The 15577-nt window shown below is 26.8% G+C and carries 17 protein-coding genes; all 17 read left to right on the plus strand.

Annotated elements, in window-relative coordinates:
* Positions 1 to 76 precede the first annotated feature (76 nt).
* The 17 genes from JW646_RS15965 to JW646_RS16045 all read left to right on the plus strand — a co-directional run bounded on the left by JW646_RS15965 (position 77) and on the right by JW646_RS16045 (position 15572).
* Complete coding sequence (locus JW646_RS15965; RefSeq protein WP_074915853.1) at positions 77 to 328, plus strand: kinase to dihydroxyacetone kinase; 252 nt, start codon at positions 77 to 79, stop codon at positions 326 to 328.
* Between the two features lie 176 nt (positions 329 to 504).
* Positions 505 to 1251 (plus strand): 4-hydroxy-tetrahydrodipicolinate reductase, encoded by a 747-nt coding sequence (gene dapB / locus JW646_RS15970; protein WP_187359192.1) that lies wholly within the window; start codon positions 505 to 507, stop codon positions 1249 to 1251.
* A gap of 95 nt (positions 1252 to 1346) precedes the next feature.
* Positions 1347 to 2060 (plus strand): hypothetical protein, encoded by a 714-nt coding sequence (locus JW646_RS15975; protein ID WP_148556460.1) that lies wholly within the window; start codon positions 1347 to 1349, stop codon positions 2058 to 2060.
* A 109-nt stretch (positions 2061 to 2169) separates the two neighbouring features.
* The gene (locus JW646_RS15980; protein ID WP_148556461.1) at positions 2170 to 3063 is read left to right on the plus strand and encodes an ABC transporter ATP-binding protein; all 894 of its coding nucleotides are present in this window, start codon (positions 2170 to 2172) and stop codon (positions 3061 to 3063) included.
* Positions 3063 to 3878 (plus strand): ABC transporter permease subunit, encoded by an 816-nt coding sequence (locus tag JW646_RS15985; protein ID WP_228415637.1) that lies wholly within the window; start codon positions 3063 to 3065, stop codon positions 3876 to 3878. Before JW646_RS15980 ends, JW646_RS15985 begins: the two co-directional genes overlap by 1 nt.
* 239 nt (positions 3879 to 4117) lie before the next feature.
* Complete coding sequence (locus JW646_RS15990; protein WP_148556463.1) at positions 4118 to 5512, plus strand: metallophosphoesterase; 1395 nt, start codon at positions 4118 to 4120, stop codon at positions 5510 to 5512.
* 201 nt (positions 5513 to 5713) lie between these two features.
* Entirely contained in the window at positions 5714 to 6544 is an 831-nt protein-coding gene (locus JW646_RS15995) for an undecaprenyl-diphosphate phosphatase (protein WP_148556464.1), read from the plus strand.
* A gap of 67 nt (positions 6545 to 6611) precedes the next feature.
* Entirely contained in the window at positions 6612 to 7304 is a 693-nt protein-coding gene (locus JW646_RS16000) for a response regulator transcription factor (RefSeq protein ID WP_228415638.1), read from the plus strand.
* An 8-nt stretch (positions 7305 to 7312) separates the two neighbouring features.
* Positions 7313 to 8293 carry a sensor histidine kinase gene (locus JW646_RS16005; protein ID WP_228415639.1) on the plus strand — a complete coding sequence of 327 codons (981 nt, stop codon included), beginning with the start codon at positions 7313 to 7315 and terminating at the stop codon, positions 8291 to 8293.
* 153 nt (positions 8294 to 8446) lie between these two features.
* The gene (locus JW646_RS16010; protein WP_148556938.1) at positions 8447 to 9193 is read left to right on the plus strand and encodes an ABC transporter ATP-binding protein; all 747 of its coding nucleotides are present in this window, start codon (positions 8447 to 8449) and stop codon (positions 9191 to 9193) included.
* Positions 9193 to 11088 carry an FtsX-like permease family protein gene (locus JW646_RS16015; protein WP_228415640.1) on the plus strand — a complete coding sequence of 632 codons (1896 nt, stop codon included), beginning with the start codon at positions 9193 to 9195 and terminating at the stop codon, positions 11086 to 11088. Before JW646_RS16010 ends, JW646_RS16015 begins: the two co-directional genes overlap by 1 nt.
* 131 nt (positions 11089 to 11219) lie before the next feature.
* Entirely contained in the window at positions 11220 to 11837 is a 618-nt protein-coding gene (locus JW646_RS16020; RefSeq protein ID WP_228415641.1) for a YitT family protein, read from the plus strand.
* Positions 11838 to 12002: 165 nt separating this feature from the next.
* The gene (locus JW646_RS16025) at positions 12003 to 12311 is read left to right on the plus strand and encodes a PadR family transcriptional regulator (protein ID WP_033316522.1); all 309 of its coding nucleotides are present in this window, start codon (positions 12003 to 12005) and stop codon (positions 12309 to 12311) included.
* Positions 12311 to 13219, plus strand: a complete 909-nt coding sequence (locus JW646_RS16030; protein ID WP_228415642.1) for a permease prefix domain 1-containing protein — start codon at positions 12311 to 12313, stop codon at positions 13217 to 13219. Before JW646_RS16025 ends, JW646_RS16030 begins: the two co-directional genes overlap by 1 nt.
* Positions 13220 to 13294: 75 nt before the next feature.
* Complete coding sequence (locus JW646_RS16035; RefSeq protein ID WP_228415643.1) at positions 13295 to 13819, plus strand: hypothetical protein; 525 nt, start codon at positions 13295 to 13297, stop codon at positions 13817 to 13819.
* A 190-nt stretch (positions 13820 to 14009) separates the two neighbouring features.
* On the plus strand, positions 14010 to 14879 hold the full coding sequence (locus tag JW646_RS16040; RefSeq protein WP_148556471.1) for a uroporphyrinogen decarboxylase family protein: 870 nt from the start codon (positions 14010 to 14012) through the stop codon (positions 14877 to 14879).
* A gap of 24 nt (positions 14880 to 14903) precedes the next feature.
* A complete protein-coding gene (locus JW646_RS16045; RefSeq protein WP_074915888.1) occupies positions 14904 to 15572 on the plus strand; it encodes a corrinoid protein in 669 nt (222 codons plus the stop codon).
* The last annotated feature ends 5 nt before the right edge of the window (positions 15573 to 15577 follow it).

The raw sequence follows: 15577 nt of genomic DNA on the forward strand, positions 1-15577 counted from the left end.
CATATTACTAGTGTATAATATAATTATTAGAAAAAGTATATTGCATAAAATAATAAATTAGAAAAGGAGTATGAATATGTTAGAGTATAAATTTGATACACAATTATTAATTGAAGGAACTAATCTTAGTGAAGATGAAATAAATGATTACATAACAGAAAATATTAAAGGAGATTGTTTACTTGCTGTTGGTGATGAAAGCTTAATTAAAATTCACTTTCACACTAATACTCCATGGAAGGTACTTGAATACTGCGCTTCAAAGGGAGATATTCATGATGTTGTAATTGAAAATATGGATAGACAAGCCCATGGACTTCAAGGGTAGTGTTATTTCGTGAAAAATCTATTCATAGAAGAGACGATGATATTTAATAATAATTAAAAATACCCTATTTTCATTTGGAGAATAGGGTATTTTTATGTGAATTAATTGACATAAATGTATATAATAAATTACCATTATAGTGGAAATACATATTATTGTACAGGGGAGATTTTGTGATGATAAAAATAATAGTAAGTGGTCTTGGAAATACAGGAAGAGAAATAGTAAAATGTATAAATGAAACTGAGGGAGTAGAAGTATTTTGTGCAGTTTCAGATCATGATTTAAAAGACGTAGATTTTAAAATATATCCAAAGTTTAGTGATATACAAGGAAAAGCAGATGCAATAATAGATTTTTCGAAAGCATCTAGACTAGAAGAAATTTTAGACTATGGTGTAAGTACTAAAACACCAGTAATTATAGGTACTACAGCTCACAGTGATGAACAAAATGAGAAAGTTAAAGAAGTATCAAAATTAATACCAGTATTTAAATCTTCAAATACATCAATTGGTATAACTGTGATGCTTCAATTAGTAAAAACAGCAACTAGATTATTAGATGGATTTGATATAGAAATAATAGAAAAACACCACAATAGAAAAGAAGATTGTCCATGTGGAACGGCTTTTATGACAGCAGATGCTATTAAAGAAGTAAGAAATGAACTTACAAATATTTACGGAAGACATGGAAAAAATGCTAAAAGACAAGAAAATGAATTAGGCATACATACTATAAGAGGTGGAACAATTATAGGAGACAACGATGTAATTTTTGCAGGAGATGATGAAGTACTAGAAATAAAACATAAAGCTGGTTCAAATATGATATTTGCCAAAGGCGCTGTTATGGCAGCTAAGTTTATTGTAAATGCAGAAAATGGACTATACGATATGAATGATGTTTTACTAGGATAATAAATATAAGTGATAGAATATTATAAATATAATAAGTCAAAAATTTCTTCCTATGATATAATAATCAAGGTATTGGTAAAATTAGGAGGAAAATAATGAAGAATAAAAAATATTATATTGTAGTATCACTAGTATTAGTAGGTTTATCTGCTATTATGTTTCTAATACATTACTTAGTATTTGGCCAAGCTGTAAACACAGCATATTATTCATTAATGAATTTATGTTTTATTCCTGTAAACAGTTTAGTTGTTACATTAATATTGGAAAGATTAATAGATTATAAAGCTAAGCAAGAAAGAATGGAAAAGCTTAGTATGTTAATTGGACTATTTTTTACTGAAGTAGGATACAAATTGATGCGTCTAATTATAAAAGCAGATAAAGGAGGTAAAAACTCCATAACTTCTTTTAATAATTTGGATGATGTAAAAAATCAAGTTGAAAAGCATAATTATACTATTGATATGGAAGATATAGATCTGGATGAAATAAAGGATGTTTTGCTTGAAAATAGCAACTTATTAGTGAATTTAATCAGTAATGAAAATATAACAGAACATGAAATATTTACAGATTTACTTATGTCCGTAATACATTTAAGAGACGAGATTATTTTTTACAAAAATGATAAAAACAATCAGTTAGATATTAGTCATTTAGAAAAAGATATTTTAAGAGTTTATAAAAATATTGCTATGCAATGGGTTGATTACTTAAAGTATTTAAATAAATCTTATCCATTTTTATACAACAATGCAATTAGATTAAATCCATTTAGATTTAGTCAAGTTAAAAAGATTTACTAGGTTATAAGACTTAGTAAATCTTTTTGTTATTTTTTATAAAATGTTTGAAAGCATAAACAACTAACTCTATACTAATATTATAAAATAAAATTAAAATGGGGGATTTGTAGTGAAGATAATTGAAACTAAGAATCTAACAAAATCGTATAAGAAAAACAGAGGAATTGAAAATATTAATATAAGTGTAAATGAAGGAGAAATTTATGGCTTTATTGGACCAAATGGTGCAGGAAAATCTACTACAATAAAGACATTACTAAACTTCATATATCCAACTGGTGGAAGTGCAACCATATTTGGAATGGATATTGTAAAAGATAATTGTAAAATAAAAGAAAACATAGGATATGTGCCTAGTGAAGTTAAATATTATGACACAGTTAAAGTAAAGGATATAATGAAATATGCTCAAAGTTTTTATCCAAATGTTAGTGATGAAGAATTATCACAAATATGTACAGATTTAGAATTAGACATGGAAAAGAAAATGGAAGAACTTAGTTTAGGAAATAAGAAAAAAGTAGCTATTGCACAAGCATTAGTTCAAAATCCAAAACTTTTAATTTTAGATGAGCCTACTAATGGTCTAGATCCTCTAATGCAAAAAAAGTTATTTAATATATTAGTGAAAGAGAAGGAAAAAGGAAATACTGTTTTCTTATCATCTCACAATTTAAACGAAGTACAAAGTTTATGTGATAGGGTAGCTGTAATAAAAGAGGGGAAAATAATAGATGTAATTGAACTTGAAAAAGCTACAAAGACTCTAGGGCTAAAAGTTACATTAAGCAGTAAGGGTATTAATGAAGAAATAATACTAAGCTTAGGTGGAAAGATTTTAAATAAGTCAAATAACAATTCATTTGTCTTCCTTTATTACAAAGATGCAAATTATTTAGTTAAAGAATTAAGCAAATATACTATTGATGAATTATTAATAGAAAAAGAAGACCTGGAAGATACTTTCTTAAATTATTATGAAAATAAGGAGGAAGATAAATAATGAATATATTTAAATTTGAGTTTAAAAGACTATTAAAATCATGTCTTATTTGGTCAGTAGTTTGTGGTATGATGATAGCTTTATTTATGTCACTGTTTCCAAGTATGGCGGATATGGGAATGCAAGAATTGGTAAATGGTAAGATGAGTGGCTTATCTGTAGATATGTTAAAGGCATTTAATATAGATGCAGGAACAGATTTTTCAGATATATTTAATTATATGGCATATGTTATTCAATATATAGCCATGGCAAGTGCTGTATATGGAGCAATTTTAGGAGTTAACTCTCTTATAAAAGAAGAAAGTCAGGGAACAATAGAATTTTTATATTCAAAACCAATAAAAAGAGGCAAAATCGTAAGTTATAAGTTATTATCAATAATTTCAATTTATTTTCTTTATATAGTAATTATAGGTGCAACTAATATATTTGTTTGCATGGCAGTAAAACCAGATAATGTGGAACTTATGGATCTTTTCATAAATATTAAAATAGTATATATGGGAATGTTTATTTTAGGCCTTGTATTTATGTTTATAGGAATGTTCATATCTGCTTTGGTTAAGTCAGATAAAGGAGGAATTCCTATATCAATTGGAATATTCTTTGTTTCTTATTTATTTGGCATAATAGGTAAATTAAAAGAAGATTTTGAGTTTCTTAAGTATTTTTCGCCTTTTGATTATTATGCACCAGGAGACCTTTTAAAAAATGGATTTGAAATGAAATATATTATAATAGGTATTTGTATAATGATTGTATCCATTATAAGTACTTACTTAATTTATAATAGAAAAGATATGAATATTTAAAAGTTGAAGAATTCTAGATATATATTATAAGTATAAAATTAAATAAAAAAATTAAGGTGCTCGGATGAATTTATCTAGAGTACTTTTTTTTATTGTAAAGGGATTATGATACCTAAAAATTTGTGTCATAGAGTTGAAAAACAAATACATGAACATATATTAGAAAGAACTTTGAATTATAAAAAAATAAGTAAAAATATGGTAATATGTAAATGAAAACAAAATAGGGGGAGGATATTATGAATAGAAATGTAATAAAAATAATTACTATAAGTATAGCCTTATTATCACTATTTTTGGCAGGATGTAGTTCCACAAAAACAGTAGATATAAATATTTTAGCAACAACAGATTTACACGGAGTATTACCATATGAAATGGTTGATTTTATCAAAGAAGATAAAGCAAAATATTCAAATACCGTTGTAGTAGATGCAGGAGATTTTTATGATAAAGAATATGGAACATCAGGAGATATGCTAAAGTATTTTGAGGGGGAAAGTGAAGCTAATATTCCTTTAGCAAAAGAAATGAAGGAAGCAGGATTTGATACTGTAACTCTTGGAAATCATGAATTTATTTCAAAGGATAAAAAAGGTTTAGATAGCTTGGTATCAGATTTTGAAAAGCAAGGCATAAGTGTTTTGTCTGCAAATACATATAATAAAAATGGAGAAAGTTATGTAAAGCCTTATATAATAAAAAAACTGGGAGTTGATGATAAAACTATAAAAGTAGGTATATTAGGACTTTCACTAAAAGAAGTAGGAGAAGATACAGATAAATCAATGGAGCTAAAAGATCAACAGGGTTATGAGGGTAAACTCTATATGAATGATTTAGTTAAAGATGGTCAAAAATGGGTTGATATTATGAAAGAAAAAGAAAAACCAGATGTGATTATAGCAGTGGTTCATTCTGGAGAAAGACCTAAAAAACCAAAACACCCTGGAAATAAGATACAAGATTTAGCCCAAAATGTTAGTGGAATTGATGTTATAGTTTGTGGACATAATCATGTTCAGATAAAACAAAATGATTATAAAAATAAGGATAAAGATACTGTAATAGTAACAGAGCCAGGTAAGCATGGTGAGTGTATATCAAAGATAAATATAAAGTTAAAAGAAAGTAAATCTGGATGGGATGTTTTACATAAATCAAGTGATATAATACAGCTTGATGAATCAAAGAAAAATTTAAATGATTTGTTTGAAAATTATGTAAGTATGTTGAGTTCATTATCAGAACTGATTAATGAAGGAAAAGAAGGTAAAGTTATAAGTCTTGATAAGCAACTTTCAATCAAATGGGACAAGATGTACATATTTAAACCAAACACCCCAAGAGAAGAAATATATGAAAAAGTAGGATATAAATTTTTAAAGATTACAGAAATAGACGATGCAAATCAAATTGTTTTAATGAACAAAGGAAAAGTTGTTTATTATTCTCATATGGGAGAAGTAAAGAAAAATAATTTACCTTTTGTATTTAATATTGATAATGATGAATTTGATAAAAATGTTTTTACTATAAACTATGGAGAAAATGATGATTTTAAAGTTTTAGGAGGAGAAAAAAATTTTTATACAGGAAGTAAAATTGTAGAACTTGCTTACCAAGAAAAGTAATTTAGTAAATACGTACGAAGCATATAATATGAAAAAAATAGTATAAGTTAATAGTTGAATTATTGAAAAGATTAGGTAATGTCCTAGTCTTTTTTTATTACACAGATGTAATCTTTGTGTAAGGTTTGTAGATAGATTAAATGTAAAATAAATAATAAAGTTTTAGTATAATCAAATTTATTTTAAAGCGAGGTAGAATTTATGGAATTGATAGAAATTTTGAAATCTATAATTTTAGGTATAATTGAAGGAATTACAGAGTGGCTTCCCATAAGTAGTACAGGGCACATGATTTTAGTAGATCAATTTTTACAGCTAAATATGTCAGAAGCTTTTAAAGAAATGTATTTTGTAGTAATACAGTTGGGGGCCATTATGGCAGTAGTAGTTTTGTATTGGGAAAGAATATTCCCATTTGATTTTAAAAGTAAAGAAATAGTAAAAAAAGATATTTTTATTATGTGGGTGAAAATTTTTATAGCTTGTGTGCCAGCAGCAATAGTAGGGATATTGTGGGATGATAAAATAAATGAGCTATTTTATAATTTTAAAAGTGTAGCCATAGTTTTAATAGTATTTGGTGTTTTATTTATAGTAATAGAAAACTATAATAAAGGAAAAAATCCAAAGGTGGATAATATAAATAATTTAAGTTTCAAAATTGCTATAATTATAGGCGTTTTTCAACTAATAGCAGCAGTATTTCCAGGAACATCACGTTCAGGAGCAACTATAGTAGGAGCGTTATTATTGGGAGTTTCCAGAGGGGTTGCTGCGGAGTTTACTTTCTTTTTAGCCATACCAGTGATGTTAGGTGCCAGCTTATTAAAGTTAATTAAATTTGGTGTTGTATTTACAAGTTTGGAGGGAGCTGTTTTAATAGTTGGAATAATAATATCATTTATAGTATCTTTATTTGTTATAAAGTTTCTTATGGATTATATTAAAAAGCATGACTTTAAAGTTTTTGGGTGGTATAGAATAGTCTTAGGATGTATATTATTATTGGATGTTTTATTGATAAAATCATAGATTAAATGTTATATTTATGATAAATATAAATAACTATTTGTAAGATAAATACTGGAGGAGGTGTAATATGAATAATATAATTTATATTGTGGAAGACGACACATCAATTAGCACCTTATTAAAAGATTACATGAATAAATATGGTTTCGAGGCAGTAATAGTTGAAAACTTTAATAATATTATGGAAGAGTTTGATGAGCTTACTCCAAGTGTAATGTTATTAGATGTTAACTTGCCAAAGTTTGATGGTTTTTATTGGTGTACAAAAATAAGACAAAAATCAAATGTACCAATAATTTTCATATCGGCAAGGGACAGTGGAATGGATCAAATTAGGGCTTTGGAAAGTGGAGCAGACGATTATATAACTAAGCCATTTTATTACGATGTAGTAATTGCAAAGATAAAAAGTTATATAAGAAGAGCATATGGTGAATACTCTCCAAAGCTGGATGAACGAATTGTAGAACTTGATGGATTGAAGTTTTATCCAGAAAGATTAGAACTAAAGTATAAGAGTAAAGATTTAGTTCTAACTAAAAAGGAAGGAATACTTTTGGAATGTCTTATAAAAAAATATCCAAAGGTAGTGAGTAGAGATTATTTATTGGAAAAAATATGGGATGATATTGAATTTGTAGAAGAAAATACACTAAATGTGAATGTAAGTAGAATAAGAAAAAGACTTTATGATTTGGGAATAGAGGATGGAGTTCAAACAGTTAGAGGTGTTGGATACAAACTAAATAAAACTTGGTAGGTAAGAATATGAAATTATTTATAAGAGAATATAAGGGATATGTTTTTGTTTATTATTTAGGACTTGTAATTACACTTTTTTATTGTAATATGATGAAATATATAAATTTTAGTGAAACTATATATATATTATTGTTTAACACTTTTATAATAAGTTGTTTTATAATATACAAATACTTAAACTCTAAAAAAATATATAACTTTTTTGGAAAAAAAATAAATACTTTAGACGAGTCCTTTGTGGACCTTGGAAGATCTGACTTAGGTAAAAATGTATCATTAATTTTAGAAAATCAATATGAGTTATACATAAATTCTTTGCAAGAGCAAAGGAAAAAGCATGATGAGCATTTAACTTTTATAAATCACTGGATACATCAAATGAAAACTCCCTTATCAGTAATAAATCTTCAACTTCAAGATTATGAAGGAGAGGAAATTCAGGCAGAAATTATGCAGGAAGTAGATAAATTAGACAAAGGATTAAATATGGCAATGTATTTTGCACGACTAGATGAATTTGAAAAAGATTTTGTAATTGAAAGAGTTAATTTATATGATGAAATCATGGAAATTGTAAATGAAGAAAAAAGATTATTTATAAAAAATAAAATAATGCCAAAGGTGAATCTGAACAAGGACATAGAAGTATACACTGACAAGAAGTGGATAAAATTTGTAATAAAACAAATTATTATAAATGGAGTAAAATACTCAAAAGGTTATGGAAAATATATAACTATAGATTATGAAGAAAATGAAATATATATTTCATTAGATATAATTGATGAAGGAGTAGGAATTTGCAAGAAGGATATAAAAAGAGTTTTTGATTTATTTTTTACAGGTGAAAATGGACGTAAATATGGAGAATCCACAGGTATGGGACTTTACATAGCAAAAACAGTTTGTGATAATTTAGGACATAATATAGAAATAAAATCCCAAGAGAAAAAAGGAACGAAAGCATCCATATTATTTATGAAATGAGAAGTCAGTGGTAAATGAACTACTGACTTTTAAAATATACAAACCTTACATGAATGTAATACTCTTGAAAGGTTTGCAGATAGTTACATATTTAAATCTAAATTAAAATTGGTATATAAGAAAAATCAATTAATTTAGAAAGGAAGAAGAATGATGGAAATATTAAATATAAAAAATTTAAAAAAAGTATATGGTAAAAAAGTAATTTCAACAGCTCTAAATAACATAAGTTTTGCTATTGATGATGGAGAGTTTGTGGGTATAATGGGGCCTAGTGGTAGTGGAAAAACTACACTTTTAAATCTTATCTCAACTATTGATAAACCAACATCAGGAACAATAACATTAAGAGGAGAAAATATTTTAAAGCTAAAAGGTGATGACCTAGCTTTATTTAGAAGAAGAGAACTTGGATTTGTATTTCAAGATTTTAATTTATTAAATACATTGACAATTGGTGAAAATATGATTTTACCTTTAACCCTAGACAATGTAGATTTAAAAGAACAAGAAAATAGATTAAATAAAGTTTCAAAAATATTGGGAATTGAAAACTTATTAGATAAAAGGACTTATGAAGTTTCTGGAGGGCAGGCTCAAAGAACTGCCATAGGAAGGGCATTAATTAATAATCCTACTTTAGTACTGGCAGATGAACCAACGGGAAATCTTGATTCTGCATCAGCAAGAGATGTAATGGAATATTTGGAGAAAATAAATAAAGAAGAAAAAGTAACTACTATGATGGTTACTCATGATCCTTTAGCAGCTAGCTATTGTAATAGAATACTGTTTATAAAAGATGGAGAGATTTACAACGAAATTTATAAAGGTGAAAATAGAATTCAATTTTATCAAGAAATAATAGATGTACTTTCTTTATTGGGAGGTACTAAATAATGAACTTTGTCCAATTTGCATATAAAAATGTAAAGAGAAACACTAAGTCTTATTTAGGATATTTCTTTAGCATTTTAATATCTTCAGCTTTGTTATTTTCCTTTAATATGTTTATAAATCATCCCAATTTAGACACTTCAACATTTGATGATTATTTACTGTTAACAATTAAAGTATGCTCGATTATTGTATATGTGTTTTTATTTTTCTTTGTGTTTTATTCAGTAAGTGTTTTTTTGAAAGGTAGAAGTAAAGAGTTTGGCATATTATACAGTTTGGGAATATCAAGTAAACAAGTTCAAAAGATGATTTTTATAGAAAACTTTATTATAAATGCATTATCATCTACTCTTGGTGTAGCAGTCGGACTGATTTTTTCTAAGATAATTTTAATAGCCATATCAAATTTACTGGGAATAGAGCCACTAAAGTTTTATATTCCAGCAATGTCAATGATAGCAACCATAATTTACTTTATGCTACTTTCCCTATTAATATCTTTGTTTATTTCTTTTGTAGTAAAAGAAGATAAAGTTTTAAAATTGTTAAAGGGGAGCGAAACTCAAAGACCAGAGCCAAAGTTTTCTATATTACTTGTTATATTGTGTATAGCTCTTTTTGTATGGTCATATTATAAAGCGGTGACAGTTACAAAAATACAATTGGTAAATACCATAGCACCAGTAACATTTATGACTATTATATCAACATATTTATTGTTTTCTCAACTTAGTGTATTTATTATAAAAACTATAAAAAATAATAAAAAATTTTATAAGAAAAATACTAATATGTTATGCATATCAAATTTGTATTATAAAATGAAAGACAATACAAGAATGTTTTTCTTAATATGTATAACCTCAGCAGTTGCATTTACTGCTATAGGTGCAGTATATGCCTATTGGAAAGATCAAACTAGACAAGTTGAGTTGGCTTATCCTCAAGCTATACACTTTGCAACAAATAAAAGTATGCTTGATAATTTGGATGAATTTGATAAAAAAGATTATATGGATAAAGTTGATTTGTTGGAAAATTTATTGAAAGAAGAAAAGATTCCTTATTATAAAATAAGGGGAGAGATAAAAACAGTTTTCTCAAAGGATAAAGAAAAATCCATTAAAATAATTAAAGAATCCAAGTATAAAGAGCTGGCTGAAAAATTAAATCAACAAACAGTGAACTTTAAAGAAAATGAAGCAATATCCTTAACACTATTTGAAAATAAAAAAGTAAATAATAAAGTTGTATTAGATGATAATAATTTAAAAGTTGTTAGACAAGTAGAAAAGTCTGTTATGCCAGCTTATTATGATATATATGTGGTTAAAGATAATTTATATGATGAAACAAATAACTGTGTAGAAGATGAATTCACTACTTTTGATTCACAAAATTATATGAGAACTTTGAATGTGTGCAAAAACTTTGAAAATACTCATAAAGAAGAATTAAATAATGGAACGTATAAATTTTTATCAAAATCTTTTGTACTTGATTATGGAAAAACAATTTTTTCTACCTTGTTGTTTTTAACTATATTTATAGGATTAATATTTTTCGTTACAGCAAGTAGTTTTTTATACAACAAGATTTATATGGATTGTCAGGAAGACAAAGAAAAGTATATGAAGCTTAATAAAATAGGTCTAACATATAAAGAAATAAGAAAAATTTCAACAATAGAAATAGGAATTTTGTTTTTAGCACCATATGTAATAGCTGTAATGCACTCAACATTTGCCCTTTTGGCAGTTAAAAACTCCTTTAATATGGAAGTAGCTTCATCAGCATATATAGTTATGGGAAGTTTCTTTATAGTTTTAATTATTTATTTCTTAATAATAAGAAGAAATTATTTAAAGGAAATAAGGGAATATTTAAATAAGTAAATATAAATAAAAAATTATTAAATAATTGATAGGTTTTATTTTTAGAATAGATATATTTAACCAAATGGTCTTCTGCATTAAAATTTCATGTATAATATATATGTTTGGAAATTTAAATATGGGAGAATAACATGGATAAAAATAAGATTAAAAAGTATGGTAAAGATATATCCATTATTTTATTAGGAAATATATTTATGGGAATAGCTTATTCAAAGTGGATGGTTCCTAATGAAATTATAAATGGTGGAGTTACAAGTATTTCTATGATACTAAATAAGTTACTTTCAGTGCCACTTTTATACTTGAGCAATGGATTAACTTTACTATTATTAATAACTTGTTATATATTTTTAGGTAAGGATAATTTTTCAAAGTCTATATTTGGCAGTTTATTCTATATCACCTTATTTTCATTATTTTACTCTCTACCTTTTTCACTACATGTTAATATAGTAGTAGATTTAATATTAGCATGTATATTTATAGGAATGGGATATTATTGTTGCATTATTGTGAATGCATCAACTGTGGGAGTAGACGTTATAGCTATTATTATGCATAAGAAGAATAATAATATAAATATAGCTAAAACAATAAGTAAAATTAACATGGTAGTGTTGTTTGTTGGATTAATTGTATATGGAGTTAAATCTATAATTATAGGAATAATTTTCACATCTATATACTCAAGGATATTAGATTATTTCTTGAAAGTGAATCCTTTAAAAGTTAGTAAATCAATTTAATGTGTAGTTACCTAGATTAATATTTAGGTAACTACTTTTTTATTTGGTAAAAATTTACAGTTGACTAATGAGGACTATAGAAATACAATTTCTTTATAATACATAGAAATCCGAGGTATGATTTAATAAAATATTAAAGAAGGTGTTGTTTTGAATAAAGAGCTTATGAAAGGTAGTACAGTAACATTAATTTTAGATGCATTAAAAAATGAGCCCATGTATGGATATGGAATGATAAAAGAAATTGAAAATAAGTCTAATGGAGTATTTCTTTTTAAGGAGGGTACTTTATACCCCCTATTACATGAGCTTGAAAAAAGTAAGTTAATCGAATCTTTTTGGAATGTGGAAAATGGTAGACGTAGAAAATATTATAAAATTACTAAAAAGGGACTTTTGGAATTAAAAGATAGAAAAGATGAATGGGTTATATTTAGTAAAACAATGAATTTAGTATTAGGGGGACAGTATTAATGAATACACAAAATAAATCTGTGGAAAAATTTTTACAATCTACTTGTAAATTTATTTCCACAGAAGAAAGAGCAAAAGATATACAAGATGAACTTAGAGATCATGTTTCTAGTTATATTGAAGAATTTACACAAGAAGGTATGGAATATGAAGAAGCAACAAACATGGCATTAAAGCAAATGGGAGATCCTGATGTTCTAAGTGAAATTTATAAAAGTGAATCCAATAAATCTAAAAGGTTATTTAAATCATTTTTAATAGGCATAACATTGCTTTTATATGTTGGGGCTGAAATTGTAGATACTTATATAAGTAATTCTAATGTTTTTATATCTGCATTGTTTGTAATAGTTATGACTTTATGTTATGGATATTTTATATTTGACCTTATAAAAACACATAAAAAAGATTGTGAACTTTCTAAAAAAGAGCCGATTTTTTATATTCAGTCCTATAAAAGGCCTACTTGGTATGAGCAAATGGCAAAATACATACAATATTTTTTTATGGCATCAATTATTTTAACTTTAGTAGCATTTTTAATAGACTTTAATGAAATACCTAAAAATGAAATTTTAAAAGAGGCTTTAAGAACATTGATACTATCAAAGAGTTACTTAATTATGGTTATTTTATTCTCAGTGTTAAATCCTAAAAACAGTAATAATATTGTATATACAGATGGTATACTTACGCTTATGAGCTTTATTCCTTTTAGTAATGTATGTGGATATAGATGGACTAAAGAACATGTGAAAGGTAAGGTTTGTCACACTCTTGAGTTAAAGCTTAAGAAAAAATCTAAGTTTTCTAATAATAATGCTGGTATAAAGGTAAGCTCTTATCAAATTAATTTAATAGAAGAAATGTTTAGATCACGAAGTATTGAGCAAATGCGTTATTTTTAATAAAAAGGTCCCCAAATAAAAATTCCAATTTGTATATATAGTATATAGAAAAATGAATTTTACGGAGGAAACTAAATGAAAAACATAAAATCTTTACTAACACTAACTCTTATAGGAGGGTCAATAATCTTAACAGGATGTTCGGGAAATGTGGAAAGTGATGCAGCTCAATCTAATACTAAACAAAGGATACAACTTGTAACAACATCAAGTAATGATACAATTAGTAATGTGGACTTGGACTCTTTAGAGAAAGACTTAAAAGCTTTAGAAGAGGGGGAATATAACGTAAAATGGGAAGACGAACTAGAAGCTAAGTATGGTGATGACTGGGAAGATGCTATGGAAGCAAAATACGGTGAAACTTGGGACGATGAGTTTGAAGCAAAAATGAATGATAAGTTAAACGAAGGAACTACAAAAGAAGACTTAATCAAATCAATTGAAGGTGATTTAAGTAAAATGCTTAACAGAGTAGAAGCACCTATTAACTGGGAAGATGAATTAGAAGCTAAATATGGTGATGATTTTGATGACTTAATGGAACAAAAGCACGGAGAAAATTGGGAAAATGAATTTGAAGCTCAATTATTTAAGTAAAAATAATATAAATTAAATAAAAAAGTCAATGATTAAGGTCATTGGCTTTTTTTGTTTATAATTTTCATATATATTGATTTTATTTATAAAGAGCATGAAACTATAAAAATTATCAATTTTTATAAGTTATTTTTATATGTTACTCTTATTAATGTGAAGAATTAAATATTTAGAAAGGTCTAAAAAATATATGGAGAAGATAGTTGATTTTAAATGTACTTATAATAATTCAGCAGGGATAAATGAAGAAGTGACAAAAAATTTAAAATTAAGTTTTCCCCAGGCCTATAAACATTGGGAGACAATGAGCTTAATAGCAAAAGAACTAAAAAAACATGATAATGCAGCCTTTTGTGAACTACCCTTTTGTCATACTGTAGAAGGAGAAGCAATGGGTGGAATTATCAATTATGGAGATGAAAAGATAGGACCTAGGGCAAAGGAATATGTGTGCCAAAATGCTGATGATGTATTAAATCTGAAAAGTATTGATTTTACTAAAGGTAGAATATCAGAAGTATTAAAGGCCTGCACATGTTTAAGAAATGAAGGGGAAAATGTTGTTTTAGAAGTTAGTGGACCATTTACAATCTTAAATGTATTAATGGATGCTACACGTGCATTTAAGATTTTTAGAAAAGAACCAGAAAAGATGAAACAAATATTTGATAAATTTCAAAATGAAATCCTTAACTTTATAGAAGAAGGACAAAGAGCAGGTGCAAACTTAATTAGTTTTGCTGACTCTTCAGGTGGTGTTAATATTCTTGGGCCAAAAATGATGAAAGAAAGTGTGGAAATGTTTACATATCCTTTCTTGAAAAAGGCTGAAAAGATTATAGATGAAAAGACCATATTATTGCTATGTCCTAAAACAACATTTGCACTTCTTGGAACAAATAAAGCAAGTTTATATGATATTGAATTATCAAAACCTATGAAATATGGTGAGGGCTGTATTGAAGTTATAGGAAAAACAAAAATAGTAGGTCAAATGTGTATTAAAAATATAAATTATAAATTGACTGAAGGTAAGATTAAGGGAATCAAACTAATATAAAATAATAAAATAGGAGGGACAATTATGTCATCGAAAAAAGAACTTTTAAAAAAATTAGCTGAGTGTGTGGTTGAAATGGAAGACGAAGAAGTGGTGGATGTTGCCAAAGAATATTTAAATGAAGGACATTCAGCTTTTGATGGAATAATGGATGGATTAGTTGAGGGAATGAATGAAGCAAGTAAGCTTTATGATGAAGAAGAATATTTTGTAACTGATGTATTGTTGTGTTCAGATGCTATGTATGCAGGACTAGACGTTTTAAGACCTCATTTACCAGAACAAGAGGAAGATACAAAAGTAAAAGGTGTTATAGGTGTTGTTGAAGGAGACACACATGACATAGGTAAAAACTTAGTTAGAATTATGTTTGAGACTGCTGGTTTTGAAATGCATGATTTAGGAAGAGATGTTGATTTAAAATCTTTTGTTGAAAAAGTAAAAGAAACAAATGCATCACTTCTTTGTATGTCAACATTAATGACAACAACTATGGGTGGAATGAAAACAGTTATTGACATGTTAAATGAAGAAGGAATAAGAGATAATGTTACAGTTATGGTTGGAGGAAGTCCTATTTCACAAAAATATGCAAAAGAAATAGGTGCAGATGGATATTCAAGTAATGCGGTTGAAGCAGTAAAAGTTGCAAAAGAACTTCTACATGCTAAGAATTTAGTAAATGCTATTTAAAATGA

The sequence above is a fragment of the Terrisporobacter hibernicus genome, assembly GCF_020809405.1.
GTDB lineage: Bacteria > Bacillota > Clostridia > Peptostreptococcales > Peptostreptococcaceae > Terrisporobacter > Terrisporobacter petrolearius.

Bases quoted from the DNA above. Each gene is read 5' to 3' on its own strand.
- dapB (WP_187359192.1), top strand. From the start codon at position 505: ATGATAAAAATAATAGTAAGTGGTCTTGGAAATACAGGAAGAGAAATA.
- JW646_RS16035 (WP_228415643.1), top strand. From the start codon at position 13,295: ATGAAAAACATAAAATCTTTACTAACACTAACTCTTATAGGAGGGTCA.
- JW646_RS16025 (WP_033316522.1), top strand. From the start codon at position 12,003: ATGAAAGGTAGTACAGTAACATTAATTTTAGATGCATTAAAAAATGAG.
- JW646_RS15965 (WP_074915853.1), top strand. From the start codon at position 77: ATGTTAGAGTATAAATTTGATACACAATTATTAATTGAAGGAACTAAT.
- JW646_RS15975 (WP_148556460.1), top strand. From the start codon at position 1,347: ATGAAGAATAAAAAATATTATATTGTAGTATCACTAGTATTAGTAGGT.
- JW646_RS16030 (WP_228415642.1), top strand. From the start codon at position 12,311: ATGAATACACAAAATAAATCTGTGGAAAAATTTTTACAATCTACTTGT.
- JW646_RS15990 (WP_148556463.1), top strand. From the start codon at position 4,118: ATGAATAGAAATGTAATAAAAATAATTACTATAAGTATAGCCTTATTA.
- JW646_RS15995 (WP_148556464.1), top strand. From the start codon at position 5,714: ATGGAATTGATAGAAATTTTGAAATCTATAATTTTAGGTATAATTGAA.
- JW646_RS15985 (WP_228415637.1), top strand. From the start codon at position 3,063: ATGAATATATTTAAATTTGAGTTTAAAAGACTATTAAAATCATGTCTT.
- JW646_RS16010 (WP_148556938.1), top strand. From the start codon at position 8,447: ATGGAAATATTAAATATAAAAAATTTAAAAAAAGTATATGGTAAAAAA.
- JW646_RS16005 (WP_228415639.1), top strand. From the start codon at position 7,313: ATGAAATTATTTATAAGAGAATATAAGGGATATGTTTTTGTTTATTAT.
- JW646_RS16040 (WP_148556471.1), top strand. From the start codon at position 14,010: ATGGAGAAGATAGTTGATTTTAAATGTACTTATAATAATTCAGCAGGG.
- JW646_RS16000 (WP_228415638.1), top strand. From the start codon at position 6,612: ATGAATAATATAATTTATATTGTGGAAGACGACACATCAATTAGCACC.
- JW646_RS16015 (WP_228415640.1), top strand. From the start codon at position 9,193: ATGAACTTTGTCCAATTTGCATATAAAAATGTAAAGAGAAACACTAAG.
- JW646_RS16045 (WP_074915888.1), top strand. From the start codon at position 14,904: ATGTCATCGAAAAAAGAACTTTTAAAAAAATTAGCTGAGTGTGTGGTT.
- JW646_RS16020 (WP_228415641.1), top strand. From the start codon at position 11,220: ATGGATAAAAATAAGATTAAAAAGTATGGTAAAGATATATCCATTATT.